At 64.8% G+C, this 26141-nt stretch carries 18 protein-coding genes and 4 pseudogenes; 6 read left to right on the top strand and 16 right to left on the bottom strand.

Annotation, left to right across the window (positions count from 1 at the left end):
- The first annotated feature begins 7 nt into the window (after nt 1-7).
- On the top strand, nt 8-958 hold the full coding sequence (accA, locus tag ACWPWQ_RS00870; protein ID WP_025327902.1) for an acetyl-CoA carboxylase carboxyl transferase subunit alpha: 951 nt from the start codon (nt 8-10) through the stop codon (nt 956-958).
- A gap of 76 nt (nt 959-1034) precedes the next feature.
- Here accA and ACWPWQ_RS00875 read toward each other — a convergent pair.
- Both ACWPWQ_RS00875 and ACWPWQ_RS00880 read right to left on the bottom strand, forming a co-directional pair.
- Nucleotides 1035-2418, bottom strand: a pseudogene (locus ACWPWQ_RS00875) (MATE family efflux transporter).
- 48 nt (nt 2419-2466) lie between these two features.
- Nucleotides 2467-3382, bottom strand: a pseudogene (locus ACWPWQ_RS00880) (LysR substrate-binding domain-containing protein).
- A gap of 532 nt (nt 3383-3914) precedes the next feature.
- Here ACWPWQ_RS00880 and ACWPWQ_RS00885 point away from each other — a divergent pair.
- Nucleotides 3915-5207: an HAAAP family serine/threonine permease gene (locus ACWPWQ_RS00885; RefSeq protein ID WP_025327895.1), complete on the top strand. Its 1293-nt coding sequence runs from the start codon at nt 3915-3917 to the stop codon at nt 5205-5207.
- A gap of 135 nt (nt 5208-5342) precedes the next feature.
- Nucleotides 5343-6620, top strand: a complete 1278-nt coding sequence (yjeH, locus tag ACWPWQ_RS00890; protein WP_454008780.1) for an L-methionine/branched-chain amino acid transporter — start codon at nt 5343-5345, stop codon at nt 6618-6620.
- Nucleotides 6621-6679: 59 nt separating this feature from the next.
- Here the strand turns inward: yjeH and ACWPWQ_RS00895 are convergent.
- The 4 genes and pseudogenes from ACWPWQ_RS00895 to ACWPWQ_RS00910 all read right to left on the bottom strand — a co-directional run bounded on the left by ACWPWQ_RS00895 (nt 6680) and on the right by ACWPWQ_RS00910 (nt 11971).
- Nucleotides 6680-7200: pseudogene (locus ACWPWQ_RS00895) on the bottom strand (GNAT family N-acetyltransferase).
- 82 nt (nt 7201-7282) lie between these two features.
- The gene (locus tag ACWPWQ_RS00900) at nt 7283-9022 is read right to left on the bottom strand and encodes an ABC-F family ATP-binding cassette domain-containing protein (protein WP_454008781.1); all 1740 of its coding nucleotides are present in this window, start codon (nt 9020-9022) and stop codon (nt 7283-7285) included.
- A gap of 365 nt (nt 9023-9387) precedes the next feature.
- The gene (locus ACWPWQ_RS00905) at nt 9388-9825 is read right to left on the bottom strand and encodes a PliI family lysozyme inhibitor of I-type lysozyme (protein ID WP_454008782.1); all 438 of its coding nucleotides are present in this window, start codon (nt 9823-9825) and stop codon (nt 9388-9390) included.
- 115 nt (nt 9826-9940) lie between these two features.
- Nucleotides 9941-11971 carry a M13 family metallopeptidase gene (locus tag ACWPWQ_RS00910; protein ID WP_454008783.1) on the bottom strand — a complete coding sequence of 677 codons (2031 nt, stop codon included), beginning with the start codon at nt 11969-11971 and terminating at the stop codon, nt 9941-9943.
- A gap of 127 nt (nt 11972-12098) precedes the next feature.
- Here ACWPWQ_RS00910 and tilS point away from each other — a divergent pair, with 127 nt between their 5' ends.
- Nucleotides 12099-13436 (top strand): tRNA lysidine(34) synthetase TilS, encoded by a 1338-nt coding sequence (tilS, locus tag ACWPWQ_RS00915; RefSeq protein WP_342058088.1) that lies wholly within the window; start codon nt 12099-12101, stop codon nt 13434-13436.
- 27 nt (nt 13437-13463) lie between these two features.
- Here the strand turns inward: tilS and ACWPWQ_RS00920 are convergent, their stop codons facing one another.
- On the bottom strand, nt 13464-14393 hold the full coding sequence (locus tag ACWPWQ_RS00920; RefSeq protein WP_454008784.1) for a GGDEF domain-containing protein: 930 nt from the start codon (nt 14391-14393) through the stop codon (nt 13464-13466).
- A 217-nt stretch (nt 14394-14610) separates the two neighbouring features.
- On the opposite strand from ACWPWQ_RS00920, the gene ACWPWQ_RS00925 reads away from it, so the two are divergent.
- Nucleotides 14611-16563, top strand: a complete 1953-nt coding sequence (locus tag ACWPWQ_RS00925; protein WP_454008785.1) for a cation:proton antiporter domain-containing protein — start codon at nt 14611-14613, stop codon at nt 16561-16563.
- Nucleotides 16564-16630: 67 nt separating this feature from the next.
- Here ACWPWQ_RS00925 and ACWPWQ_RS00930 read toward each other — a convergent pair whose 3' ends face one another.
- From ACWPWQ_RS00930 to ACWPWQ_RS00950, 5 genes and pseudogenes are all read right to left on the bottom strand, one after another.
- On the bottom strand, nt 16631-17776 hold the full coding sequence (locus ACWPWQ_RS00930; protein WP_454008786.1) for a patatin-like phospholipase family protein: 1146 nt from the start codon (nt 17774-17776) through the stop codon (nt 16631-16633).
- A gap of 174 nt (nt 17777-17950) precedes the next feature.
- The gene (locus ACWPWQ_RS00935; RefSeq protein WP_454008787.1) at nt 17951-18808 is read right to left on the bottom strand and encodes an alpha/beta hydrolase; all 858 of its coding nucleotides are present in this window, start codon (nt 18806-18808) and stop codon (nt 17951-17953) included.
- A gap of 71 nt (nt 18809-18879) precedes the next feature.
- Nucleotides 18880-19461 (bottom strand): TetR/AcrR family transcriptional regulator, encoded by a 582-nt coding sequence (locus tag ACWPWQ_RS00940; RefSeq protein WP_319917181.1) that lies wholly within the window; start codon nt 19459-19461, stop codon nt 18880-18882.
- Nucleotides 19462-19553: 92 nt separating this feature from the next.
- A pseudogene (locus ACWPWQ_RS00945) lies at nt 19554-19656 on the bottom strand (DNA-binding response regulator); the annotation flags it as partial.
- A gap of 10 nt (nt 19657-19666) precedes the next feature.
- A complete protein-coding gene (locus ACWPWQ_RS00950; RefSeq protein ID WP_454008788.1) occupies nt 19667-20311 on the bottom strand; it encodes a response regulator in 645 nt (214 codons plus the stop codon).
- A gap of 159 nt (nt 20312-20470) precedes the next feature.
- Between ACWPWQ_RS00950 and ACWPWQ_RS00955 the strand changes: the two genes are divergently transcribed.
- A complete protein-coding gene (locus tag ACWPWQ_RS00955; protein WP_202046922.1) occupies nt 20471-21097 on the top strand; it encodes a glutathione S-transferase N-terminal domain-containing protein in 627 nt (208 codons plus the stop codon).
- Between the two features lie 71 nt (nt 21098-21168).
- On the opposite strand, the gene ACWPWQ_RS00960 is transcribed toward ACWPWQ_RS00955, so the two are convergent.
- The 4 genes from ACWPWQ_RS00960 to ACWPWQ_RS00975 all read right to left on the bottom strand — a co-directional run bounded on the left by ACWPWQ_RS00960 (nt 21169) and on the right by ACWPWQ_RS00975 (nt 26106).
- A complete protein-coding gene (locus tag ACWPWQ_RS00960; protein WP_454008789.1) occupies nt 21169-23295 on the bottom strand; it encodes an alpha-amylase in 2127 nt (708 codons plus the stop codon).
- Between the two features lie 239 nt (nt 23296-23534).
- Complete coding sequence (locus ACWPWQ_RS00965; protein WP_429107315.1) at nt 23535-24701, bottom strand: hypothetical protein; 1167 nt, start codon at nt 24699-24701, stop codon at nt 23535-23537.
- On the bottom strand, nt 24701-25072 hold the full coding sequence (locus ACWPWQ_RS00970; RefSeq protein ID WP_005324511.1) for a GtrA family protein: 372 nt from the start codon (nt 25070-25072) through the stop codon (nt 24701-24703). Before ACWPWQ_RS00970 ends, ACWPWQ_RS00965 begins: the two co-directional genes overlap by 1 nt.
- Complete coding sequence (locus ACWPWQ_RS00975; RefSeq protein ID WP_429107317.1) at nt 25069-26106, bottom strand: glycosyltransferase family 2 protein; 1038 nt, start codon at nt 26104-26106, stop codon at nt 25069-25071. The genes ACWPWQ_RS00970 and ACWPWQ_RS00975 overlap by 4 nt, the downstream gene beginning before the upstream one ends.
- Nucleotides 26107-26141 lie beyond the last annotated feature (35 nt).

Consider the following 26141-nt stretch of genomic DNA (forward strand, 5'->3'; position numbering starts at 1 on the left):
TGTCCCTATGAGTCTTTTTCTGGATTTTGAACAGCCGATCGCCGAATTGCAGGCTCAGATCGATGAACTTCGCCATGTGAGCGAGCACAACAGTGCCGTGGATCTCAGCGAAGATATCCGTCGGCTGGAGAAGAAAAACGAAGAGCTGACCAAGAAGATCTTCGGCGATCTGGGTGCCTGGCAGGTGTCCCAGATGGCGCGTCATCCCCAGCGCCCCTACACCCTCGACTACATCGAGCAGATCTTCACCGACTTCGACGAGCTGGCCGGTGATCGCGCCTACGCCGATGACAAGGCCATCGTCGGCGGCATCGCCCGCCTGGACGGCGAGCCCGTCATGGTGATTGGTCAGCAGAAGGGTCGCGAGACCAAGGAGAAGATCCGTCGCAACTTCGGCATGCCGCGCCCGGAAGGGTACCGCAAGGCCCTGCGCCTGATGCAGATGGCCGAGCGCTTCAAGATGCCGATCATCACCTTCATCGACACCCCGGGCGCCTACCCCGGCGTGGGTGCCGAGGAGCGTGGCCAGTCCGAGGCCATTGCCCGCAACCTGAAAGTCATGGCCGGTCTGACCGTGCCCGTGGTCTGCACCGTGATAGGTGAAGGCGGCTCCGGCGGCGCCCTCGCCATCGGCGTCGGCGATCGCGTCAACATGCTGCAGTACTCCACCTACTCCGTCATCTCGCCGGAAGGTTGCGCCTCCATCCTGTGGAAGAGCGCCGACAAGGCGCCGGTGGCCGCCGATGCCATGGGCATCACCGCCCAGCGCCTGAAGGAGCTGAAGCTCATCGACAGCATCGTCGAAGAGCCCCTCGGCGGCGCCCACCGCAACGTGGAGCTGATGGCCCAGCGCCTGAAGGATCGCATCAAGCAAGACCTGGCGGCCTTGCGCCCGCTGGACAGCGACCAGTTGCTGGAGCAGCGCTACCAGCGCCTGCTGGGTTACGGCTACTGCTGATACCCGGCGATCATCTCTTGTGAAAAGTCCCCGCATTGCGGGGACTTTTTTTATGGGCGGCAGAAAACCTGAGATCTCATCTCGTCATCACCTCCTCCCCCACTTGCATCGGGGGGCGGAGCGGGTGGCAGGGGGCCTTGCCCTGCGCGAGGCTGACGCCACTCGCACAACCCAGCCAGCAGAGCGGCGGGGTCAGCAGCAGCACGGTCGCGGGTTGGGCCAGCAGCACGCCGTCGCGGCCCCACCAGAGCGGCAGCAGGAAGATGAGGGCAGCAGCAGCGCCGTCTTGGCGGCCGAGATGACCAGGGCCTGGCGGAGTGCGCGCCATGGACTGCAGCAGCACTATGCCGAACATGATGATCCTCAGCGGTATGGCAGCGGGTGAGGGTCAGGCTGCTGACGGCGGCCGTAGCAGTTCGGCATCCTGATCCCGGTGTAGAGCATGGCGACCTGGCAGGAGCAGCAGCTGGATCGGCGACCGACCGCCCAGACCGTAGATAGGCGCCAGATGCCGAGCCCATGGCCATCAGGGAATCTGAGATCCACTGGCGCCCGCTCTGTGGCCTGGCTGATCAGCGGCTGGATGCCGAAGGCCAGCCCCTGCAGGACCACGATGAACACCTCCGTGTAACCCGCCACCGTGAAGCCCGCCAGATCCTTGACCGAGCCGTGCACCATCAGCTGGCTGTTGTGCAGCAGCAACAACAACCCAGGTTGAACTGGGCGATCAGGCTCGGCAGCCCGGTGAACAGCAGCCTGGGCATGGCCGGGAAGCTGGGCACCAGCTGGCGCCAGTCCAGCCGCAATCTGGCGCGGGAGGTAAAGAAGCCATGGCCAAGGCCAAGCAGGCTGACCACCCCTTCCGAGATGAGGGTAGCCTGGGCCGTGCCCACCAGCCCCAGCCCCAGGCCGACCATGATAGCCAGTTGAGCAGTATGTTGAGCAGGGCACCGCCGCTCACCAGCACCATGTGCAGGCCGGGGTCGACCGTCGTTGCGCAGCGAATGGGGCACCGCCAGGTTGCTGCAGCCAGCAGCAGGGTGCCGCCCCGATCAGCGAGGTAGTCGCTGGCCTGTTGCCAGGTCTCGGTATCCCAGTGCAGGTAGGGCCAGCAGGATGTCGATGTGCCAGTGGTGCGGCAACGGCAACCTTGAGGCCCCAGCAGCGGCAATGACAGAGGCGCATTGACCAGGCCTGGCAGGCCAGAGCGACGTTTCTGGCCCCCTGCTGGAGAGATGGCGGTGTCTGCCCCATGGCGATCATGGCGGCAGGAGCCGATCAACATGATGACGGGTAGACCAGGTGTTGATCGGCGAGACCGGCGGCCCCCACATAGTGGCTGACGAATGCCATCACCATTAATAAGAGCGCCGGAGACCAGCATGGCCATGATGGAGGAAGGGCATAGCCCCAGAAACGGCGGTCATGGCCCGCTGACGGCAAATAAAATAGGCTGACATATCTGTGCTTCACCGCCGGGTCGGGGATCGAAGCCACAGTGTAGATTCTTATCTTTCCATTGATAATCCGGTGTTTATTTGATACATTGATGAGTAATGCTCATCAGTCTCGCGAACTGGTGGAGCCTTCAACATGTCTATCAGGGCCCGCAGGCCGTGGCCCAGCTGGTGGCGGCTGGGGTAGAAGAAGATGGAAGCCGGCAAGGTGGGGCTCAGGCGCTCAGCACGCTCACCAGCCGACCCGCCGCCAGGGCATCAGCGCTCCTCACGTAGTGAGCCGGTCGGCCCGCCTCGGCCGCCCCCCGGAATGGGGGCGGGGGTGCTGGTGGTCGGCGGCCCGCTCACCTCTATCTCCAGCAGAGCGCCGTCGGCGGCAAGGCCCAGCGATAGTGGTGGTGGGGGGTCAGGCGGTAGCCGATGCAGTCATGCTGGCTGAGTTCGGAGGGGTGCGAGGGGATGCCGCGCCTTGCCAGGTAGTCGGGGGAGCCCACCACCGAATAGCGCTGCAACGGACCCAGAGGCACGGCTATCATCTCCTGGTGGCAGATCGCCGTAGAGAAGAGGGCGGCGTCATGTATCCTCGATGGGGCAGGGCATCAGCTCCTGCTCCACCACCTCCACCTGCATGCGCGCATAGCGCACCAGGTAGTCGATAAGCACAGGGGCCAGCACCTCTACCAGATGGCGGCCTGAGCGCACAGATCTTCAGCCTGCCGACCGGCTCATCCCCGTGGCGCGTCGACTCCTCCAGCGCCTCCTCAGCTGACCCGGGGTCGGCAACAACTGCGTCAGCAATCGCTCCCCCACCTCGGTCGGCACCACGGCCCGGGTGCGCGGGATGAGCGGCTGACTCCCAGACGACTCTTCAGCCCTTGAGGGAGTGGCTCAAGGGCGGGCAAGGCCCCGAGCTCGGGGGCGGCCCTGCTGAAGCTGCGGTGGCCGGGCGACGCTGAAATGCCGCCAGTTCGGCAAGATCGTTTTTGGGCGGTGGTCATATTCAGCAAAGGGAGGCAGTGGGGGAAAACCAAGGGTACGCCAAAGGCCGGGCGGGAGACAATCGGCACACTATTTGCGGGAGTTCTTAACGGCTTTGTTGCTCTTTCAGGGGGGCCAAAAATCACACCCATTTTTGATTTGTTAAAAAATTTTCGCAACATGGCGTACGTAATGTGATCTTGCTCGTTTGAAAGGCGACTGGAATCAAACTTTGGTTGATTAATTCAAAAAAACGCTGTGATTAATAGGGGCTTTTAACTAGAGTCAGCTCATCGGATGAGGTGGCCGTTGCCAGTTTGTTAAATGGCGCGAGCGACACCCTCAGCATCACGATCTCATGCCTTCGTTTGTTGCAATTTGGTTGTCACATGGAGTGATGGCCGGATAGCCGGGGCCTGAGAATAAAAAAGGACGAACAGCAGGTGTTCCAGGGAGAGGGAACCGGGCCCATGCCCACCGACTAGTAAGAATCCACTTTCCTTGATGACAGGAACATCCCTATGTCTGACATGAATATTGCAGTTGAAGGCAGCTTGAGCAAAGCCTCCTCCCGTGGCATCAACAAGGCCGATCTGGTCTGGATGCTGGGCCTGTACGGTACCGCCATCGGTGCCGGTGTCCTCTTCCTGCCGATCAATGCCGGCGTCGGTGGCCTCTGGCCGCTGGTGGCCATGCTGGTGCTGGCCCTGCCGCTGACCTTCTTCGCCCACCGCGGCCTGACCCGCTTCGTGCTGTCCGGCTCCACCCGTGATGGCGACATCACCGAAGTGGTGGAAGAGCACTTTGGCAAGACCGCAGGCAAGTTCATCACCCTGCTCTACTTCTTTGCCATCTACCCCATTCTGCTGATGTACTCTGTGGCCATCACCAACACAGTCGAGAGCCTGATGGTTCACCAGCTGGGCATGACGGCGCCTCCCCGTGCCATCCTCTCCCTGGTGCTGATCCTGGGTCTGATGGCGATCGTTCGCCTCGGCGGCCAGGTGATCGTCAAGGCGATGAGCGTGCTGGTCTTCCCCTTCGTGATCACCCTGATGGGCCTGGCGCTCTACCTGATCCCGCACTGGAACGGTGCCATCATCACTGAAGCTCCGGCTCTGGGTGACGCCTTCAACGGTGACTTCATCAAGACCCTGTGGCTGGCCATCCCTGTCATGGTGTTCTCCTTCAACCACTCCCCGATCATCTCCTCCTTCGCGGTGGACAACAAGGGTCGTTACGGTGAAGGTGCCGAGAAGAAGTGCAGCAACATACTGCTGGGCGCCCACGTCATGATGGTGATGACTGTGATGTTCTTCGTATTCAGCTGCGTACTGAGCCTCTCCCCGGCTGATCTGGCGGCGGCGAAGGAGCAGAACATCTCCATCCTCTCCTACCTGGCCAACCACTTCGACAACCCGGTGATCGCCACAGTAGCACCGCTGATCGCCCTGGTTGCCATCAGCAAATCCTTCCTGGGTCACTACCTGGGTGCGCAGGAAGGCATGAACGGCCTGATGGCCAAGGCGCTGCGCGAGAAGGGCAAGAAGGTCGAGATCAAGCAGCTGAACAAGGTGACCGCGCTCTTCATGATCCTGACCACCTGGGCCATCGCCACCATTAACCCGAGCATCCTCGGCATGATCGAAGACCTGGGCGGCCCCATCATCGCCATGCTGCTGTTCCTGATGCCGATGTACGCCATCGCCAAGATCCCGGCCATGCGCAAATACGCCGGCAACATCAGCAACGGCTTCGTGACCCTGATTGGCCTGATCGCCATGTCCGGCATCATCTACAAGCTGATTGCCTGATAACTCCGGTTACGCCGTTGAATGAAGAAGCCGCCTCCCAAGAGGCGGCTTTTTTATTTGCGGCGCAGAGTGCTTAACAAAGCCGTGGCAGCGGCCTAACATGGCGGGATGTTTTTCTAGACAGGACAAAAGGATATGTCTGGGTTGAAAAAGGATCTCGGGCTCTGGCAGGGGATGGGGCTGCTCGCCACCTCATTGCTCGGCACCGGGATCTTCGTGGTGCCGGCCACCGCGGCCTCGCTGGCGGGAGGGGCCTCGCTCTGGGCCTGGGTGCTGCTCATCGTACTGGTGCTGCCCATCGCCTTCACCTTCGCCCGGCTCGGGCGCCGCTATCCCCATGCGGGCGGGGCGCCGCACCTGATTGGCCTCGCCTTTGGCAACGGCGCCGAGCGCTTCTCCGCCTTCCTGTTTCTGGCGGTGCTGCCGGTGGGGCTGCCTGCCGCCCTCACCATAGCCGCCGGTTTCTGGCACGCCCTGTTCGACATGGGGGAGTGGACCCTGTGGGCCATCCAGCTACTGACCCTGCTCGGGGTCTTCCTGCTGGGGCTGAGGGGCGCGCGCTCCTCCGGCAACCTGCAACTGCTGATTGCCCTGGCCATATTGGGGCTGACCCTGCTCATCTGGTTCAAGGGGGATCTGAGCTGGCGCGACGCGGCCCAGCCGCTGCCGACGGCCGCCGAGTGGCCCGCCATGGGCACGGCGCTGGCGGTGATGTTCTGGTGTTTCGTCGGGCTGGAAGCCTTCGCCCACATGGGGGAGGAGTTCAAGCGACCGGAGCGGGACTATCCTCTGGCCCTGCTCGGCGGCGTCTTGCTGGCGGGGCTCATCTACTGGGTGCACTCCCTGGTGGTGCTCAAATACGGTCTCTATGGGGACGAGGCGACCAATGCCACCGCCATTCCGGCCCTGCTCTCCCTGCTGTTCGGCCCCACCGCCAAGTGGCTGGTGGCGGTGCTCGGCTACCTCTCCTGCTTCGCCAGCATCAACATCTACCTGCAGGGCTTTGCGCGCCTTATCTGGAGCATGGCGCGGGAAGGCAAACTGCCCGCCTCCCTCTCCCGGCTCTCGGCCCGGGGCGCCCCCCTCAATGCCCTGTGCTGGGTGCTCGCCATCTGCCTGGTCTCCATCACCCTGATCCTCTGGCTCAAGCTGCCGCTCGATGAGCTCATCCGCTACGCCAACGGCAACTTCGTGCTGGTCTATCTGCTCTGCATGGCGGCGGGCTGGCGCCTGCTCGGCGGCACGGGCAAGGGACTGGCGGGGGTGAGCGTCTTGCTCTGCGCGGCCGTGCTGGTGGCGCTCGCCTCCCAGGTGCTCTATGCGGTGGTGCTGAGCCTGGGCTACGGCTGCTTCTCCCTGTGGCGGCGCAGGCGCCGTCGCTCGGCATCAGGCGACGTCTGCGCCATCAAGTAGCTCCCGAAAAAAAGCCCCGCAGTGCGGGGCTTTTTACTGGCTATCAGAAATGGTGGTGCTTAAAGGTCTGGCAGGTCGCTGCGCAACAGGGCGTAGTGGCGAAGGGAGATGAAGCCATCCCCCTTGCGCTCGCACTCCCGCGCCGTGCCTTCGTAGCGAAAGCTGGCCCGCTCCAGCAGGCGGGCTCCTCCACCACCGCCAGCAGCCGGTGCAGCGCTGTGGTGCGGTAAGTGAGCGGGAGCCACAGCCGCAACGCCGCGCTCATCACCCCCTTGCCCCAGTGTTCGGGATAGAGCCAGTAGCCCAGCTCGGCCCGCCGGTGCTGAAGGTCGGCATCGTTGTAGCCGATGGCCCCCAGCGGCTCGCCCGTGAGCCGGTCGCGCACGAGGTGCCAGGCACCTCGGCCGGTGCGGGTCAACTCGGCGTACCAATCCATCTGGGCCTGGCATGCCGTCAGGCTGTCGTAGCTGACGCCGTAGCAGGCGACGACTCGCGGATCCGACAGGCCGCGATAGACGTGGGGCAGGTCGGCCTCGGTGACGGGATCCAGCCTGACCTCCGGTGGTGAAGTTGAAGTCATGGTGGCTCCTTGCGACCAGCCATGGCTGGCCGCTTGTGTTGAGTCAAACAGGGGGGATGGCCAAGGTGGTTTATGGGGCTGCTCATGATTCGACCAGCCCGAGCAGGCCGGCCAGCCTTGCCAGCTCATGGCGCCACTCTTGCTGCAGCCGCGGCGTCTGGTGCCTGGGCTTGCGGGCGAGATCGGCGGCCAGCAGGGCATCGAGTTCATACCAGCGGGCCAGCAGGGCCTCTTCGTTATCCGCCGGGCCGGCCGGGGCTTGCGCCATTGCGGAGGCGGCCAGGCTTGCCTTGTCTGCAGCCAACGAGGGCGCATCGCCGAGCAGCTCGGCATAGGCCCGCTCGGCACTGTGGGCCTCCTGGATGCGCCCGTCTCTGATCAGCCAGAAGCGGTTGCAGCTGCGCTCGATCAGATCCCGGTCGTGGGAGACCAGCAAGACGCCCCCTGGGAAGGCGTTCAAGGCCTCGGCCAGCTCCTCCTTGCCCGCCAGATCCAGGTGGTTGGTGGGTTCATCGAGCCAGAGCAGATGGTGGCTCGCCAGGGAGAGGGCGAGGAACAGCAGCCTGGCCCGCTCCCCCCCGCTCAAGGCGTGCACCCGCTGGCCATGGCGGGAGTAGGGGAAGCCCGCGCGGATCAGCGCCTGGCGCCGTGTCACCTCCGGCAAGGGCGCCAGGGGATAGAGGGCGTCGCTCAGGGTGGCGTCGCCATCCAGCTGCTGCAGGGACTGATCGTAGTAGGCGATGCTGGCGCCTGGGTGGCGATACCAGCCCTCACCCGGCCCTTGATCGCATACCTCGCGCCAGCACTGGCGCAGCAGGGAGGACTTGCCGGTGCCGTTGGCGCCGAGCAGGGCGACCCTGTCGCCGGCCCGCAACCAGAGATCCTCGGCCCGCAGCAGGGGCGGCAAGCCGGGGGCGGGGCGCACCTCGAGGGCTTCCAGTCGCAGCAGGGCATCGGCGGGCAGTGCCTGCCCGTGCAGCTCGAGGCGCCAGGGGGCCGGCGCCGCGACCTGGCTCTGCTCCTCCTGCAGGCGGCTGATGCGTTTTTCCATGGACTTGGCCTGGCGCACCAGCTTCTCGTTGTCATGCTCCCGTCCCCAGATGGCGAGGCGCTTGCTGCTGGCACTCAGGCGATCTATCTCCTTCTGCTCGTCGGCCCGGCGCAGGCGGGCCTGCTCGTCCTCTTCGGCCAGCGCCACCCTGGCCTGACTGCAGGGCAGGGCGAAGCGATGGAGTCGCCCCTCCCGCAGGATCAGGGTCTCGCGGGTCACCCGATCGAGCAGGCGGGCATCGTGGGAGACCAGCACCAGGGCGCCCCGCCAGCCCAGGAGGAACTGCTCCAGCCAGAGCAGGGCGGGCAGGTCCAGGTGGTTGCTGGGTTCATCGAGCAGCAGCAGGTTCGGCTGGCGCAGCAGGGCGCGGCCTATCTGCAACCGGGTGTGCTGGCCGCCGCTCAGGGCGCTGGCGGGGAGCTCGGCCTGCTCTTCGAGCTGCAGCTCGGTCAGCATCTTGTCCACCTGCCAGTCGGCGGCAGGGTCACCCCCCAGGGCATCCTGCAGCACGGCCCGGGTGCCGAGCCCTTGCAGCCTTGAAGGCAGGTGCTGGGCCACGAACTCGCAGCGGCAGGGGGCGGCCTGCTGCACCCGTCCGTCATGGGGTTGCAGCTCACCGGCCAGCAGGGCGAGCAGTGTGCTCTTGCCGCAGCCATTGGCGCCAATCAGGCCCAGGCGATCGCCGCTCTGGATGCCGAGATCCAGGTGGTCAAACAAGGGGAGGTGTCCCGCAGTCATCTGCAGGGAGTGGGTACTCATCAGTGTCGTCATGCTCTTGCTCTCTAAAATGGCGGGATCGGAAATCCCTGTCATCAGGAGCGCTGGCGACAACGGTCGAGAAAGGTCTCGGTGTGGAAGGAGTCGGCTTTGCTCGAACCCGCTATCGCAGCGCGATGGTATGCAGGCAAGAGCGGGCGAATGTGCCGAACAGGCGAGCCGAGAACATCGGACACGCTTGGATAACCATTTTTTACCTCCTTGTGTTTAGTAATGGCTGGGTGAGGCGATTATAAGCGCATAAAAAACAGCCGTCTATCGGAGGGCCAGCCTCAGGATAGCTGGGGGGATCCGGTGAAAAGAGGGGCGGCAACAGCAAAACGCCCCGCGGGGCGGGGCGTTGTGATGGCGGTGGCGGCTCAGTCGCGGGGTGTCTTGAGCGCCTGGATCACATCTTCATTGGGGGCCAGTCCCTCCACGTGGTTGAAGCTCTCCAGCCCCTCCTGCCCATTGATGGTGAAGGCGTCGGCGCTCTGGTAGCTGCCGCTGCCTGCGCTCTCCACCAGGACGATGAGCTCGGGCTGCTTGTCACCGTTGAGATCCAGCAACTTGAGCGCCTTGATGCTGCCATCGCGGGGCATCACCTTGCCGTCGATGAACTGATCCAGCGGAAACTCGGGGTTGGCGCCTGAGTAGAGGCGCACGTCGTAGCTGCCGGTGGAGGCGGGCTCGCCGCGCCCCTCGCCGACGGTGAGCACCTGGCCCGTGGGCAGCGTCAGCTGCTGGAAGAATCCCTCCGCCGCCTGGGTGGTCAGGGGCAGGGTGAGCAGGCCGAGAGTAATGAGTAAGGCTTTCATGGATGTGACCCTTGTTGCTGCTTGTCTTGCGGTATCAGTGGGCAGGGGCCTGGCCCCCGCCTTGTCTGTGGCCGACCCGGGGCCGGCGCTCGGCCAGCCCCTGTCAACCTCGTGTTTACCATATCTTGACCCGTTTGGCCGGGTCCAGATAGAGCTTGTCACCCGGCTGGATGTTGAACGCCTCGTAGAAGGCGGGGATGTTCGGCACCACGCCGTTGACCCTGTATTCCGGCGGCGAGTGGGGATCCGAGGCGAGCAGCATCTGCATCAGCTCGGGGCGATACATGCCCTTCCACACCTGGGCCCAGCCGAGGAAGAAGCGCTGCTCCCCGGTGAAGCCGTCCAGCACCGGGGCCTCCTTGCCATCCAGCGACAGCAGGTAGGCCTTGTGGGCTATGGTGAGGCCGCCGAGATCGCCGATGTTCTCCCCCAGGGTGAACTGGCCGTTGACATACTGCCCCTTGATGGGCTCGAAGCGGTTGTACTGGGCCACCAGCCGGCTGGTGCGAAAGCGAAACTCCTTGAGATCCGCCGGCGTCCACCAGTCGCGCATCACGCCGTCACCGTCGGACCTGGCCCCCTGATCGTCGAAACCGTGGCCCATCTCGTGACCGATGACCCCGCCGATGGCGCCGTAGTTCACGGCGTCGTCCGCGCTCATGTCGAAGAAGGGGGGTTGTAGTATGGCGGCCGGGAAGACGATCTCGTTGTTGCTCGCGTTGTAGTAGGCGTTCACCGTCTGGGGCGACATGTGCCACTCGTCCCTGTCCACCGGCTTGCCGAGGCGAGCCAGGCTGTCGGCATATTCGAAGGCGCGGGCCCGCTGCAGGTTGCCCACCAGATCATCGGCGCGGATCTCGATGGCGCTGTAGTCCTTCCACTTGTCCGGGTAGCCTATCTTGGGCCTGAACTTGGCGAGTTTCTCCAGGGCCTGGGTCTTGGTGGCCGGCGACATCCAGTCCAGCTCCTGGATGCTCTGGCCGTAGGCGGTGCGCAGGTTCTCCACCAGCTGCTCCATGCGGGCCTTGGCTTCTGGCGGGAAGTAGCGCTCCACATAGAGCTTGCCCACCGCCTCCCCCAGGTTGTTGTCCAGTACCCCCAGGGCCCGCTCCCAGGGGGCGCGCTGCTTGGGGGTGCCGCTCAAGGTAGTGCCGAAGAAGGCGAAGTTCTGGGCATCGGTCTGGCTGTCGAGGTAGGGGGCGAAGTCGGTGATGAGCTGCCACTTGAGGTAGGCCTGCCAGTCGCCCATGGGGGTCTGCTTCATCACCTCGTCCAGGGCCGTGAGGTAGCTCGGCTGGCCTATGATGAGGCTCTGCTGGCCGCTCAAGCCGGCCTGATCCAGATAGCTGTTCCAGTCGATGCTGGGGGCGAGGCGCCTGAGCTCGCCGACGGGGGCCTTGTTGTAGTTCTTCTGCCGATCCCGCAGGGCGACGTTGTCCCACTGGATCTGGGCGAGCCGGGTCTCCAGGGCCAGGATGCGCTTGGCCTTGGCCCCCGCATCCGTCTCGCCGAAGCGGCCGAGCATGCCGGCGATGTGCTGCTCGTATTTCTGGCGCAGCGCCTGGCTGGCGGCATCCTGCTTGAGGTAGTAGTCCCGGTCCGGCAGGCCGAGCCCGGATTGATAGAGGTAGACCGCATAGCTGTCCGGCGCCTTGGCGTCCGCGTCTATCCAGAAGCCGAAGGGGGCGCTGCCCCCCAGCTTGCCGGCGCGGGCGAAGGCCTGGGCCAGCCCCTGCTGGTCATGGATCTGATCGATGTCGCCGAGCAGGGGCAGCAGGGGCGTGGTGCCCCTGGCGTTGCGGGTGGCCTGATCCAGATAGCTTTGGTAGAGGTCGTGGATCTGCTGGGCCGGGGTGCCGGTGGCGGCCTTGCCGTCCAGCCCTTCCACCAGCACCCGCACGTCTGCCAGGGACTTGTCCCGCAGCAGGTAGAAGGCGCCGTCGGCGGGCCTGTCGTCCGGGATCTTGGCGGTGGCCAGCCAGTGGCCGTTCACGTAGCGGAAGAAGTCGTCACCGGGCTTGACCCTGGTGTCCATGTTGGCCAGCGCGAGGCCGGAGTGCTTGTCTGCCTGGTCCGGTCCCTGACTGCAACCGGCCAGCAAGGCCAGCCCGATGAGGCCGGCAAGTATGCTTTTCTTATTGTTCATTGTCTGATTCCAATTCGGGTTACTCAGCGTCCCGGCCCAGGTCGGGAGGAGACTCACTCTAGCAGTCGGGTTAGCGCTTGATAAGCCCGAGTCTGCTAAGATCGGCCTGGTCGTATTGGGGAAGCCTATGATTTCTCGTGTTTATTCTCGTTTTTGTCAGACTCTGCCCGCGCCGGAAGGTTCCCGGGGCCTGCTGGTGGCCTTCAGTGGCGGGCTCGACTCCACGGTGCTGCTGGTGCTGGCGGCGCGTTTTGCCCGGGAGCAGGGCCTTGCCCTGCGTGCCCTGCACGTCCACCACGGCCTGAGCCCTCACGCCGATCACTGGGTGGCCCATTGTGAAGGGGTGTGCCGGCAACTGGGAGTGCCTCTCATGGTCGAGCGGGTGCAACTGCAGCGGGGCAGCGGCGACAGCCTGGAGGCCCAGGCGCGGGAGGCCCGCTACCAGCGCCTCGCCGCATGCCTGGGGGAGGGGGAGTGGCTGCTCACCGCCCATCATCAGGACGATCAGCTGGAGACCCTGCTGCTGGCGCTCAAGCGCGGCGCCGGACTGCGGGGGCTGGCGGGCATGGTGCCGGACCAGCCCTTCGCCGGCGGCCGCTTGCTGCGCCCGCTGCTCGAGGTCAGCCGGGCCGAGCTGGCGGCGCTGGCCGAGACCCTGCCCTATGGCTGGGTGGAGGATGAGAGCAACCAGGATGTGAGCTACGATCGCAACTTCCTGCGCCAGCAGCTCATTCCCCAGCTCAAGGCGCGCTGGCCCGCCATGGCCCAGACGGCGGCGCGCAGCATGGCCCTGTGCGCCGAGCAGGAGGCCCTGATCAACGAGCTGGCGGAGGCGGACTGGCAACAGGCCGGGGAGCGCGATGCGCTGCGCATCGAGGCGCTGCGGCCGCTCTCTCCGGTGCGGCGCAACAACCTGCTGCGCCACTGGATCCGCCGCCAGGGGGGGGAGATGCCGTCCCGGGAACTGCTGGGGCTGCTGTGGCAGGAGGTGGCGCTGGCGCGCGAAGACGCCAACCCCAGGCTGAGCCTGCAGGGACTGGAGTGCCGCCGCTTTCAGGGGCGACTCCATCTGGTGCCGCCCGGCCTTGTCCCCCGTGAGGAGGTGCTGCCCATCCGGGTGGGAGAGACGCTCTGCCTGCCGGACGGGCTGGGGACCTTCAGGCTGCTGTCATCGGATGGGGCAGAAGGGCTGCGCCCGCCACGGGCGGACGAGCCCCTGTCGGTGCGCTTCCAGGTGGCGCCAGGCGTCATGCTCAAGCCGGTGGGGCGGGTGGGCAGCCGGCGCCTGAAGAAGCTGCTGCAAGAGTACGGGGTGCCCTCTTGGCAACGGGGGCGCATTCCCATCCTCTATTACGGGGAGCAGGTGGCGCTGGTGGCCGGACTCTTCGTCTGCGACGGATTTCTGGCGTCCGGGAGGGGCATCAAGGGAGACTGGCTACGGGCCGTCACCCCGGAACTTGACTGAACGCCGCCGAGGGAGTGCCAGGCCGCCCTATTCGGACGGCCCTGTCACGCCGGCCTTCTTGCGGGCGTAGAGGTGGGCATCCGCCGTGGCATAGAGGCGCTGCACGTCCATGCCAGAGTGCCAGCTGGCGGCCCCCAGGCTGCAGCCCACCGAGAAGGCGCTGAGCTCCTTGTGGCTGTGCAGCACATGTTGCAGCCGCAGCCAGACCGGGCGCCAGGCCTCGGGATCGGCGGGTTGCAGCAGCAGGGCGAACTCGTCGCCACCGAGGCGAAACGCCTGATCCGTGCCACGGATGCAGCCCTGCAGCAGCTGGGCGAAGCGGCTCAGCACCAGATCCCCCACCGGATGACCCCAGGTGTCGTTGACCTGTTTGAAGCGATCGAGATCCAGCAGCACCAGCACCAGACCGTGGGGCTCTCGGCAGTGTTGCTCCACCGCCCGGCCTATGGCCTCGTCGAAATAGGAGCGGTTGCCAAGCCCGGTCAGGTGATCGAGCCGCACCTGCTGCTCCAGCCGGCTCAGCCGCAGATAGAGCGGCAGGGGCAGGCAGAACAGCTGGTGATATTGCCCCAGCTGCCGCCGCTGGCTGTCGCTCAGGGGCTGCTCCAGCTCGTATTGCAGCTGTCCGAGCAACTGCTCGTGCTGGCCGCGCAGCTCGAAGCGATAGCTATGCAGCACCTGCCGGGCCTGGGGGGCGTGGGCGATGAGGCTGTGGGGCTGACCGCAGTCGAGGTGGAGCGTGTGGATCCGGACAATCTTTGCCACCCGCTCGGCAAAGATTGCCAGCAGGGCGTCAAGATCCCGTTGCCTCAGCAGCTCCTGAAGCTGCTGATAAGTATCCTGCCCGGTCAGCGGCGTGAGCCGCTCCATCTGCTGAACCCACTGCTCTATGCCATGTCCGAAGCCGTTCAAAGACGATGTGTTTTCCACGTTGCAGCCTTGCACCTCTCCACTCATTGACCTGTTTCTTGCAATCCCCGTGCCCAAAATATGTTCGATGGAAAACAAAGGGGCTGGCTAGGCTTAGCAACATGAAACGGGAGGGGAAATAACCCCCTGTGCGCCGCAGTCCAAGCACCCGCGGCCAGGGTGGGATCCTGCCCGGCAGCGACGATGGCCGGAGCCTGAGGTACAGCTTCTTCGGGCCATGGGGACAGATAAGAGGGAGGGATGTGTGTACGCCGATGTGTTGATCCTGCTGCTCTCTGCCGTTCTGCTGGTGGCCATCTTCCGACGCCTGGGCCAGCCGGTGATCCTCGCCTATCTGTTCGTCGGCATGTTGCTCGGCCCCCATGGCGCGGCCATCGTCACCGGGCAGGCCATGATGCAGACCATAGGGGAGCTCGGCATCGTCTTCCTGATGTTTTCCCTCGGGCTCGAGTTCTCGCTGCCGCGCCTGCTCGCCATGCGCAAGCTGGTGCTGGGGGTCGGCGGCCTGCAGGTGCTGCTCACCTCATTGCTGTTCTTCTGGCTCGGCTGGTGGTGGGGCCTGAGTCTCCCCCAGGCGCTGGTGGTGTCCGGCACCCTGGCCCTCTCCTCCACCGCCGTGGTGATCAAGCAGCTCGGGGAGTTGCAGCAACTCCATACCCGGCGTGCCCAGCTCGGGGTGAGCGTCCTGCTGTTTCAGGATCTGGCGGTGGTGCCGCTCCTGGTGATGATCCCCATCCTGGCCCAACCCGAGGTGCAGGGCAGCGCCCTGCTGGCGGAGGTGGCCTGGGCCTCCCTCAAGGGGCTGTTCGCCCTGTCGGTGCTGCTCGCGGTGGGAAAGTGGCTGCTGCCCATGGTGTTTCACGAGGTGGCGCGGGCGCGCTCCGACGAGCTGTTCGTGCTCAGCACCCTGCTGGTGGCCCTGCTGGCGGCCTCCCTCACCCAGTGGATGGGGCTCTCCATGGCACTCGGGGCCTTCCTGGCCGGCATGATGCTGGGGGAGTCCCACTACCGCCATCAGCTGGAGGTGGACATCAAGCCGTTTCGGGACGTGCTGCTGGGGCTCTTCTTCATCACCATCGGCATGACCATGGAGTGGACGCTGGTGGCGAACGCCTGGTGGCAGGTGCTGCTCTGCGTACTCGGGCTCATCCTGTGCAAGTCGCTGCTGGTGCTGCTGGCGGGCCGGCTGATGGGGGAGCGCAAGCGCGATGCCATGGCGGCCGGCATCATGCTGAGCCAGGTCGGCGAGTTCGGCTTCGTGCTGCTGGCGCTGGCGAGCCACCATGGCCTGCTCGGTCACGAGATGGTCTCCCTGCTCATCGGCGTCGGCGTCATCACCATTTCTCTTACCCCCTGGCTGGTGCAGCGGGCCCTGGGGCTGGCCCACTCCCTCACCGACGCGGCCCTGCTTTCCCGCGCCGGGGTCGCCCAGTCTGGGCTCAGCAAGCACCAGCACGTCATCATCGCCGGCTTCGGGCGCACCGGGCAGACCTGCGCCCGCTTCCTCAAGCTCGAGGAGATCCCCTTTCTCGCGCTGGATCTCGATCCCGAGCGGGTGAGCGAGGCCAAGCTGGCGGGGGAGCAGGTGGCGTTCGGTGATGCCAGCCGGCGCGACATCCTGCTGGCGGCCGGTCTGATGCGGGCCCGCCTGGTGATCATCACCTTCGACGATCGCAAGCGGGTCGATGCCATGCTGATGCAGATCCGGGCGCTGGCGGGGGATCTCAAGGTGCTGGTGCGCACCCGGGACGACAGCTTCCTCGAGCACTACAAGCAGGCTGGGGCCTTCGAGGTGATACCTGAGTCCCAGGAGGGGGCCCTGATGCTGGTCTCCCACCTGCTGGTCAACTGCGACGTCCCCCTAGGCCGGGTGATCCGGCGCATGGAGCACGAGCGCAGCAGCCAGTACCGCTTCCTGCACGGCTTCTACTGGGGGGATCAGAGTGCGGGCAACCTGGAGACGGATCAGCTGCTGGAGCGGCTGCACCCCGTGCTGCTGCACGATCAGGCCTGGGCTGTGGGGCGCCGGGTGCGGGATCTCTCTCTGGGGGAGGTGCGCATCAAGGCGGTGCATCGCGGGGAGCGCAGCCTGGAGCCTAAGGCCGATCTGAGGCTGATGGCGGGGGATCGGCTAGTGCTGTTTGGAACGGCCGTGGCCATGGAGCAGGCGGAGCAGCGCCTGCTGGAGGGGCACTAGCTCTGCCCTCAACAGGCTTGAGGGCCCGAGCCCAGGTGGCGGCTATCCCTGGTGACAGCAAGCCTGTTCAGGCCTCCTCGCGGACCCGCTCTTCGATGTCGAGGAAGGACTCGATGTGCTGGCGTTGCGCCAGCGCATCCTGATACCCCAGATTTATCAGCTGCTGGCAGTACCCCGGGTGAAACATCAGGAAGCTGGCCAGGCTGCTGCTCTCCTGGCCGTTCACCCCCAGCACCCGAAGCAGGCGGCGCAACTGGGTCGGCAGCCTGGGCAGGTAGCCGAGGGCGATGAGATCCAGATCCTGGCTCGGCCTGATGACGCAGGTCTCCACCTGGCGCAGCTTCAGACGGTTGCGCTCCCGCGCCGGGATGAGGGAGAGGGTCTGGTTGATGCGCCCCAGCCGCTCCAGATCCGAATTGAGGGTGTCGGAGAAGACGGTGTTGAGCAGGTGGCTGGCGATGTTGGAGCTGGTCAGGTGGCTCTGACGGGGGGCCGCGCTCTCCTGACGGGGGGAGTCCAGGGTCACCAGCAGGATCCGCTCCGCCCCCAGGTGAATGGCGGGGCTCAGCGGGCTCAGCTGGTGGATGGAGCCGTCGCCGTAGAAGCGCTCGCCGATGGGGGTGGCCGGAAAGACGAAGGGCAGGGCCGATGAGGCCAGCAGATGATCCGAGGTGAGCAGGGTGCGCAGGCCGCGCCGCCTGGCCCGCTCCCAGGGCTGATGCTCGGCCCGCCCCTGGAAGAAGGTGGTGGAGAGGCCGTCGTCGTAGTCGGAGGCGGTGATGGCGATGGCCTCCAGACTGCCGTAGAGGATGTTGTCATCGATGCGGTGATAGTCGATGAGCTGATCCAGCAGGCGGCGCAGGGGGGCGTTGTCGAACAGGTGGAAGGCGCGGTTGCTCTGGGGGCTGATGAGACCGGCCGAGCCCTGATAGAGGGTGCGCCACAGCAGCTGGCAGGGATGGAAATCGAAGATGTGATGGGTCTCGAAGCGGCGCCAGACCCACTCCAGCTTGCGCACCCCCAGGTGAAAACAGGAGGCGTAGCAGGCCAGTGCCGTGATGTTGAGGGCCCCCGCCGAGGTGCCGCACAGGATGGGAAAAGGAATGCCGAGATTGCGGGGGTAGAGCTCGGCCACCGCCTTGAGGACACCGACCTGATAGGCGGCGCGAGCACCACCACCGGTCAACAGGAGAGCTGTATTGGGTTTGGCCATGCTGCTGTCCTTATTGTGATAGCGCCACGGCTGATATAAATAGGTCGGCCATGATGCTGCGCCTTATTGTGATTGCAAGGGCGGGTTGCCACCGCGCAATTTAACTATAAGACGTTGTATCCCGGATAAAAATGGGCCGCCTCATCATTTTTTGAGGCGACCGGTGCGCCGGGATCAGGCCGTGCCTCCGGGCTGGGTCAGCTGATCGAAGGCGGCGAAGACGGGCGGGCTCGCCAGGATGCGGCCATGGCCTAGCCCACGGGTGCTGACCAGCCGGGTGCGGCCATCCTCTACCGCCCGCAACGAGTCCTTATGGGGGGCGAACCTGTCCTCCTCGTCGTGAACGATAAGGGCCGCCCCCTGGCGACGGGCGAGGCGACCCAGGGGATCGACAGTGCTCAAAGGATGCTGGTATTCGTGCTCTATCTCCTTGACCACAGCATCGAACAGCCGGATGGAGTAGCCGGAGCGGGCCACCATGCCATAGAGCTGGGGCACGTAGTCGAGCACGGGCGAGATGAGCAGCAGCGGCAGCGCGTCGAGGGCGGGGTGGTGGCTGCTGAGGGTGACGGCACCCCCCATGCTGTGGGTGATGACTCCCTGGACTGGGCCGAGGCGCGCGAGGATCTCGTCGAAGGCGCGCACGAAGCGAGGCAGGTGCCCCGTGCTGCCCTCGCTCTGGCCGTGGGCGGGGTGATCATAGGCCAGCGCCGTGAAGCCCTGGGCCGCGATGTGGTTCATCAGCGGGTAGAACTGGCTGGCACTGCCGGACCAGCCGTGCATCAGCAGCCAGACCGGACCCTGGCCGAGCCGGTAGCTCATCAGGGTGCCCTCGCCGGTGTGGATGGCCTGCTGCACCAGACCGGCGGGGGCGACGATCTCCCGGGTGGGGCGCTGGGGGGTGAGCAGCAACTTGCTGGCGGTGCGTTTGGCGTGGGCCGGGGCCAGCGCATGGTGCAGACGGGTGCCAAGCCCCAGCAGCAACTTGCTCGGGCTGACGCGGCGGGTGTTGAAATAGATCTTGCTGCTCATGGTCATCCTGTGGTTTTTATGTGCGAACGGTCGTGCTTTTTTGTCTGTTTTTAAAAAGAAGGGCCAGAACCTCAGCGCCAGCTGGTCAGCAGATCTTCCACCTCGGGCCAGAAGTGGCGGGCCGGATCCTGACACAAGTCCAGGGCATTGAACACCTGATCTCCCAGATAGAGGCCATAGAGCCGGTAGACGGCGCGCCAGGGATCCAGATCCCTGCGCCACTCTCCCTTCTCCTGGCCCTGCACCACCTGGCGAGCCAGGTAGTCGAGCCAGAAGCGCACCAGCTGGCGGGCCGCCTGTTGCACCTCCCCCTCCTGGGCCGAGGTCCAGGCGTCGAGGAACATGCAGCGTCCGGCAAAGCTCTGGTTCCAGGCCAGCCAGGCCCGCAGCAGGGCCAGCAGTTTCTCCTGCTGGGTGCCGTGCTGCTGCTGGCGCACCGGCTGGATCACCCGCTCCCTGAACACCTCGGCGGAATGGGTGAGCACGGCGATTTGCAGGTTGTCGCGAGACTGGAAATGGGCAAACAGACCGCTCTTGGACATCTCGCACGCACTGGCCAGGGAGCCTATGGTCAGGCTCTCCAGCCCTTGCTGGCTCGCCTGCTCGAAGGCTGTCTGCAAAATGGTGTCGCGGGTCAGGCGGCCCTTGCTCATCGCACTCTCCTCTCTGGGTTCTGCAGCATAAAGTACGATCGTGCTAATTGTCGAGCAACAAACGCCCATTGTGGTGGAGACAAGGTGCTGACTCAGCTGTCCTTGATGTCCATCTGCTGCAGGGCGATGACCGCCTGGGTGCGGTTCTTGACCCCGAGCTTTCTGAAAGATGGGCGTGATATGGGCCCTGAGGGTGACAAGGGGCTCAGCTGTCCTTGATGCCCATCTGCTGCAGGGCGATGACCGCCTGGGTGCGGTTCTTGACCCCGAGCTTGCGGAAGATGGCGGTGATGTGTGCCTTGATGGTGGCTTCGGAGACGTTGAGCTCCCAGGCGATCTGCTTGTTGAGGCTGCCGTCCCGCAGCATGATCAGCACCTTGTATTGCTGGGGGGTGAGGCTGGCCAGCTTGCTGGCAAAGTCGGGGCCATCCTCGGACTCGGGATGCAGGGAGATCCCTTCCGGCACCCAGTTGTCCCCCCCGATCACCGTATTGAGGGCGCTGACCAGCTCCTTCATGGGCACCGACTTGGGAATGAAGCCGAGCGCGCCGAGTCGCAGCACCTGCTGGATGATGGCGGCATCTTCCGAGGCGGAGACCACGACGATGGGGAGATCCGGGTACTGGCCACGCAGATAGGCCAGCCCCTCGAAGCCGTTGGCGCCGGGCATCTTGAGATCGAGCAGCAGCAGATCGACTTCCGGGTGCTCCGCGAGCAGGTGGGTCAGGCTGTCGATGGAGTCGGCCTCCAGCAGCCTGGCCTCGTCGATGGCCATGTGCACCGCTTGATAGAGGGCGCCCCGAAACAGGGGGTGGTCATCTGCGATGACGATGGTAAATTGGCTGTCCATTGCTCACATTTTTGCTAACTGATTGTTTTGAAAAATCAAACTAGCACTGCTCCCCAAGGGGGTCAAACCCGCGGGTGCGCAAATGTGAGGCGACCGTCGGATGTCGTGCCAGCGGGGCCGACGGGATGGTCATGAACAACCCAACGCAGGAGGCAATCCATGGGATCCCTGGTATTGACGGTAGGCACAGGTTCCACCTGGGCGATGCGGGCGTCGCTGGTGCTCGCCATGAGCGGGCTGGAGTGGCAGGAGCAGGTGTTCGATCTGGAGGATGCCAAGGCGTTGGCGCGGCTCAAGCGCACGGCGCCGGCCGGGCTGGTGCCCTGGCTGGATGACGGCGAGCTGCGGATCCACGACTCCCTCGCCATCGCCGAGTATCTCCACGAGCTGTGCCCGTCGCGCCACCTCTACCCCCTGGACCGGGCCGAGCGGGCATTGGCCCGCAGCCTCTGCGCCGAGTTGCACTCGGGCTTTGGCCAGATCCGCAGCCGTCTGCCCTTCTTCCTCGGCGCGCCGACCCAGAGCGAGCCCCCGGTGGAGACCCTGGGGGAGCTGGCCCGGCTGCAGACGCTCTGGTCACAGGCTCGGGGGCCCTTCTACTTTGAGGAGGCGGGGATCCTGGATGCCTTCTACGGGGTGATGGCCTATCGGCTGGCAAGCTATGGCATTTCGCTGCCCGGTCAGGCGGGGGCCTATCAGCAGGCCTTGCTGGCCTGGCCCCTGTGGCAGGAGACCCTGGTCAAGGCGCGGCTGCAATGGCCGGCCGCGGCCCGCCAGCCGGCATGAGGTGAACGTGCCTGCGCAATGAGAGAGGGGAGCCACTGGCTCCCCTCATCGTTTGTCCGACACTGGCCCGGTTATGGCTGCCGGCCGGCGAACACCACCACCACCTTGTCCTCCCCCTTCTCCCGCACGAAGGCGTAGGGGGCATCGGACAGCTTCTTGTGGCTTCCTGCCGCCACCGCCGGGTGGGCGGCGCGGAACTGGCCGAGTTGCTGCCAGTGCTTGACCAGTTCGGCCTTGTCGCCACTCCCCAGCTCCTGCCAGTTCATGTCGGATCGCACGCTCTGATCGAACACGCCGCCATCCTTGGCCAGCCCGCGGCCTGACTCATCCCCGTAGTAGACCTGGATGCCCCCCGGCAGCAGCATAAAGCTGTTGGCCACCCGTCGTTGTAGCGGCACATCCTGGTAGTCGCCGAAGAACAGCTTGGTGTCGTGGGAGCTGATGTAGCTCAGCACGTTGAACTCGGGATCCTGATTGATGCGGCTGGCGTAGCTGGCATAGGTGGGCTCGGCGCCCGCCATGCACTGGGCCTGGGGCAGGGCGAATTCCCGCTGATAGTCGAAGTTGATCAGGGAATCGAAGCCGTTCTGATACCAGAAATCCTTGGCGACCCCGTGATCCCACACCTCGCCCACCATGTAGAAGGGGAGGTTGTCGAGGGCCTTGTCCGGGTTGGCGGCCTTCCACTCCTTGAGCGCCGCCATGCCCGCCTGCTTGAGTTTGGCCCAGACCGCGGGCTCCAGATGCTTGACGGTGTCGGCCCGGAAGCCGTCGATTCCGAAACGGCGCACCCAGTCGGTGTGCCAGGCGATGAGATAATCGCTGACGCTTGCGTCGGGCAGGGCCTTGGCGCGGGTGTCTTGTTTCACCGCCAGCAGCGGCGGCAGGCCCACCGGCTTGCTGGACTCGGTCAGAAAGTCCGGCAGCCCCGCCACCGAGCCGGTGACGTCGTCGGTGCCGGGCTGGGGGTAGCCGGGCAGGCCTGCGCGCACCCAGTCAGGGCCCCACCATTTGCTGCGCCAATCGCTCGATTGATAGTCGATAAACTGGTTGTAGCCATGCCAGTTGAGACCGCCGCTCGGGCGCCATTCGTTCCAGCGGCTCGGCAGCTTGCCGCTGTTCTGGGTGAGATCGGTGAGCCCCAGATCCTGCAAGTCGGCGAGGGTGGCGTAGCCTGCGTGGTTCATCACCACGTCGAGGATGATCCTCATGCCACGCTTGTGGGCCTCGTCCACCAGGGTTTTCAGGCTCTCCTCGTCGCCGTAGTTGGGGTCGATTTTGGTGAAGTCGAGCGCCCAGTAGCCGTGGTAGGCGTAGAAGGGGAAGTTCCCCTGTTCGCCACCGCCGATGAAGCCGTGCACCTGCTCCACCATGGGGGTGATCCAGATGGCGTTCATGCCGAGGCTCTTGATGTAGTCGAGCTTCTCGGTCAGCCCCTTGAAGTCGCCGCCATGCCAGGTGGCCACTTCGTCCTGGCCATCCTTCTGGCGACCGAAGCTGTGATCGTTGGCCGGGTCGCCGTTGTGGAAGCGGTCGGTCAGGAGGAAATAGACGCTCGCCTGATCCCAGCTGAAGGGGGCCGCCTTGGTCGCCTCGACCGGCTCGAGCAGCAGCAGGCCGCCGCTCTCCTTGCTTGGGGTCAGGGTCAGCTTGCCCTGTGTGACCACGGCTTCTTGTTTCGAGTAGGCATCCCGCAGCCGGGTGCCGTCGGGCCAGACCCCCTTCAGCGACACCGTCACCGGGCTGCCATCCCAGCTGATGCAGGGCTCCGTGGGGGGCTGGCGCTTGAACTCGCTCTTCTTGGTCGCCCGCAGCACCTTGAGGCTGGGGGTATCCGGGTTGAAGGTGAACTCGTAGTCACCGGCCAGCATCACCCTCAGGGTGAAACTCGCCCCCTTGCTGCACTTGTCCATGGGCTGGGCTGTGCCGAAGGGGAGGGGCCTGGCCTCGGTCGGCCCGAAGCTGGTGCCGCAGCTGTTGCCTGCGTCGCTGATGCGGATCTGGTGGCTCCCCTTGTCCAGCTTGTGGGTCAGGGTGACTGTGCCCTTGTCCAGCGTCAGCGCCTCGGCCACCGGTTTGCCATCCACGTGGAGATGCACCTCGGGGGCGGCCAGCGCCTGACCGACGAACAGCGGCGTGGCCAGCAGGGCGAGCCACAGGGAGGATGGGCGGAGATCGAAACGAGGCGAGGGACGCATAGGCCATTCCTTGAGCTGAGTGAGGAGATCGGGTTCCGTTGAGACACTCATTCTAGGGGCCCAGGGGGTGGGCTTGGACCGGCAAAATGCCGATTTGTGAGGTCAGTTCAAATGGTTACGTTTTCAAGCCCGGCAAAGTGTGATGGCCGCCCTGCTGCCCGGAGCGCGGCGCCATAAAAAATGCCGGTCGATGGACCGGCATGTTCAGGTGGGGCTGTTCGCCTGCGGGCGAGCGCTCGTCAGACGGTAAAGAACTTGAAGTTGACGAAGGCCACCGCGATGAAGGAGGCGACCATGCCGCTGATGCAGAGCACCGCAGGGCGGATGGAGGGCCAGCGATGGGCCAGCAGGATGATGGCCAGCAGGGTCGGGTAGAGGCCGAACATGTAGCGCGGCATGGCGTTGAGCCCTGTCATCAGCGGTATGGTGCAGCAGATGAACATCAGGGTCGCCTCGGCCCAGCGCTTCTGGCTGAACAGGTAGCCGTTCAGGCACCAGCCGAAGATCACCATGATGGAGAGGTAGGCCTTGCGACCGCCCAGCTCGAAGCCGCTCAGCCACCAGTCTAGGGGGCTGTCCATGTAGCGACCCCAGGCGACCTGGATGTGCTTGAAGGCGAGCGCATCCCCGGTCAGGTGATAGAGGTAGACCATGTAGGAGAAGAGGCCGAGGGGGATGAGCCAGAGGGTGAACACCACCTTGAAGGCCCGCTCGGTGAAGCGGAAGAACTCGCGCCAGCCATAGGCCTGCAGCGCCAGGATCAGCACGGGGAACACCATCATGACCCCCAGGTTGCGGGTCCCGGAGATGAAGATGCCGAGGAAGGCGACCATCAGCCACTGCTCGCGGTAGGCGAACAGGAACATCCCCAGCATCAGCGCCATGAACATGGACTCGGTATAACCGGAGACGAAGTAGGCGGAGAAGGGGGAGAAGGCCAGCAGCCAGACCCCGAAACGGGCGGTCTCATCCCCCAGCTTGAGCTGGCGCAGCACCAGCAGCATCAGCGGCAGGCTGATGAAGAAGGCGATGTTGGCCACCAGCATCAGGCCGATCAGGCTCTCCATGTTGAGCAGGCTGGAGAGCCCGCCGGCGAGCATGGGGTAGAGCGGCATGAAGGCCCAGTTCGCCGCGTTGCCCTTGCTCAGCCAGCGCGGGTAGAGGTCGTAGCCGTTCTCTATGATGCGCTGGAACCAGACGCAGTCGAACTGGCAATAGGCTTGCAACGGGCCAATGTCGGGGGCGCCGTAGAGCTGGACGCCGAAATAGCCCATGCCGTACAGGGCCACCCGGCTCAGCACGAAGGCGGCGATGATCATCAGCCAGTCGCGGCTGCTGATGTGTAGTGACGGGCGATAGGGGAGTGCATCCCCGGCGAGGGGAGGAGTATTGGTCATGTCATTCATCAGGCAAAAACCCAGACGCGAGAGAGTATGTAGGTGAGTACGGTAACGGTCAGGGTGGCAATCACCACCGGTAGCAGTCCGGAGAGGCCCGCAAACAGCAGGCCGCTCAGGATGAGGTTACGCACCGCCAGGGAGAAGAGGGCCACCAGCAGAAACTTGCTGGCGGCACCTTGCTTCTGGAAGGTGATGTAGCGATGGCCGAAAAACGAGAACCAGAACGCGATGGCAAAGGCCAGGGTCGTGACCAGATGCTCCGAGATGGCGGGCCAGGTGTGGAACAGGGCGATGGAGGTGCCCAGATCGACGAGGGTGGCCCCCCCGCCGACAAAACCGAAGCGAACCAGCCGCCAGAATTCCTCGCGGGAGATCATTGGGGCGCCGGCTCCTGCTTGTCCGCATCCTGCGCCTTCTCACTCTGGGTTGCCGCCGCATCCGGCTGCTTGCCCGCGTCCTGACGGGCATACTGGCCGTAGACGCCCTCGATGAGGTAGACGGGGCGCTGCTTCACTTCCACGAACATGCGGCCTATGTACTCGCCTATGATGCCGAGCGACAGCAGCTGAATGCCGCCGAGGAACAGCATCACCGACATCAGGGAGGCGTAACCCGGCACGTCTATGCCGAAGAAGAGCACCTGGGTGATGATCTTGAGGATATAGAGGAAGGCGATGAAGGAGACGCCGACCCCCACGTAGCTCCACACCCGCAGCGGCCAGCTGGAGAAGCTCATCAGGCCGTCGAGGGCGAAGTTCCACAGCTTCCAGTAGTTGAACTTGGTCTCGCCGGCGTGGCGGGCGGGACGCTCATAGGGAACGCCGACGGCACGGAAACCGGCCCAGGCGAACAGCCCCTTCATGAAGCGGTTGCGCTCGGGCAGTTGCTTGAGAGCCTCGACCACCTTGCGATCGATGAGTCGGAAGTCGCCGGCGTTCTCCGGCAGCTTGGTGCTGGTAGAGAGGGCGTTGAAGAAGCGGTAGAAGCCGCCTGCGGTGAGCCGCTTCATCGGGGTGTCGGCGCTGCGGTCGACCCGGATGCCGTAGACGGTGTCGTAGTCACCGGTCTGCCACAGCTTGACGAACTCCAGGATGAGGGAGGGGGGATCTTGCAGATCCACGTCCATGGGGACCATGGCATCGCCCTTGGCCTGATGCAGGCCCGCGGTCATGGCCGCTTCCTTGCCGAAGTTGCGGGCCAGGTTGACCAGGGTCACGCGCGGGTCGCGGGCGATGGCCTGCTCGACCACTTCGCGGGTGCGGTCGCGGCTGCCGTCGTTGACGAACACGATTTCAAGCCGGTCTTTGAGGGGGGCCAGTTCGGCATCTATCGCGCTGATGAAGGCGTCAATGCTCTCTTCCTCGTTGTAAACGGGCACGACCAGAGAGAGTCGAAAATCGGCACGGGACATGGAAACTTCCTTATTGAAAGAATTATTTTATAAGA

The organism is Aeromonas sp. Marseille-Q7275 (genome assembly GCF_965119515.1).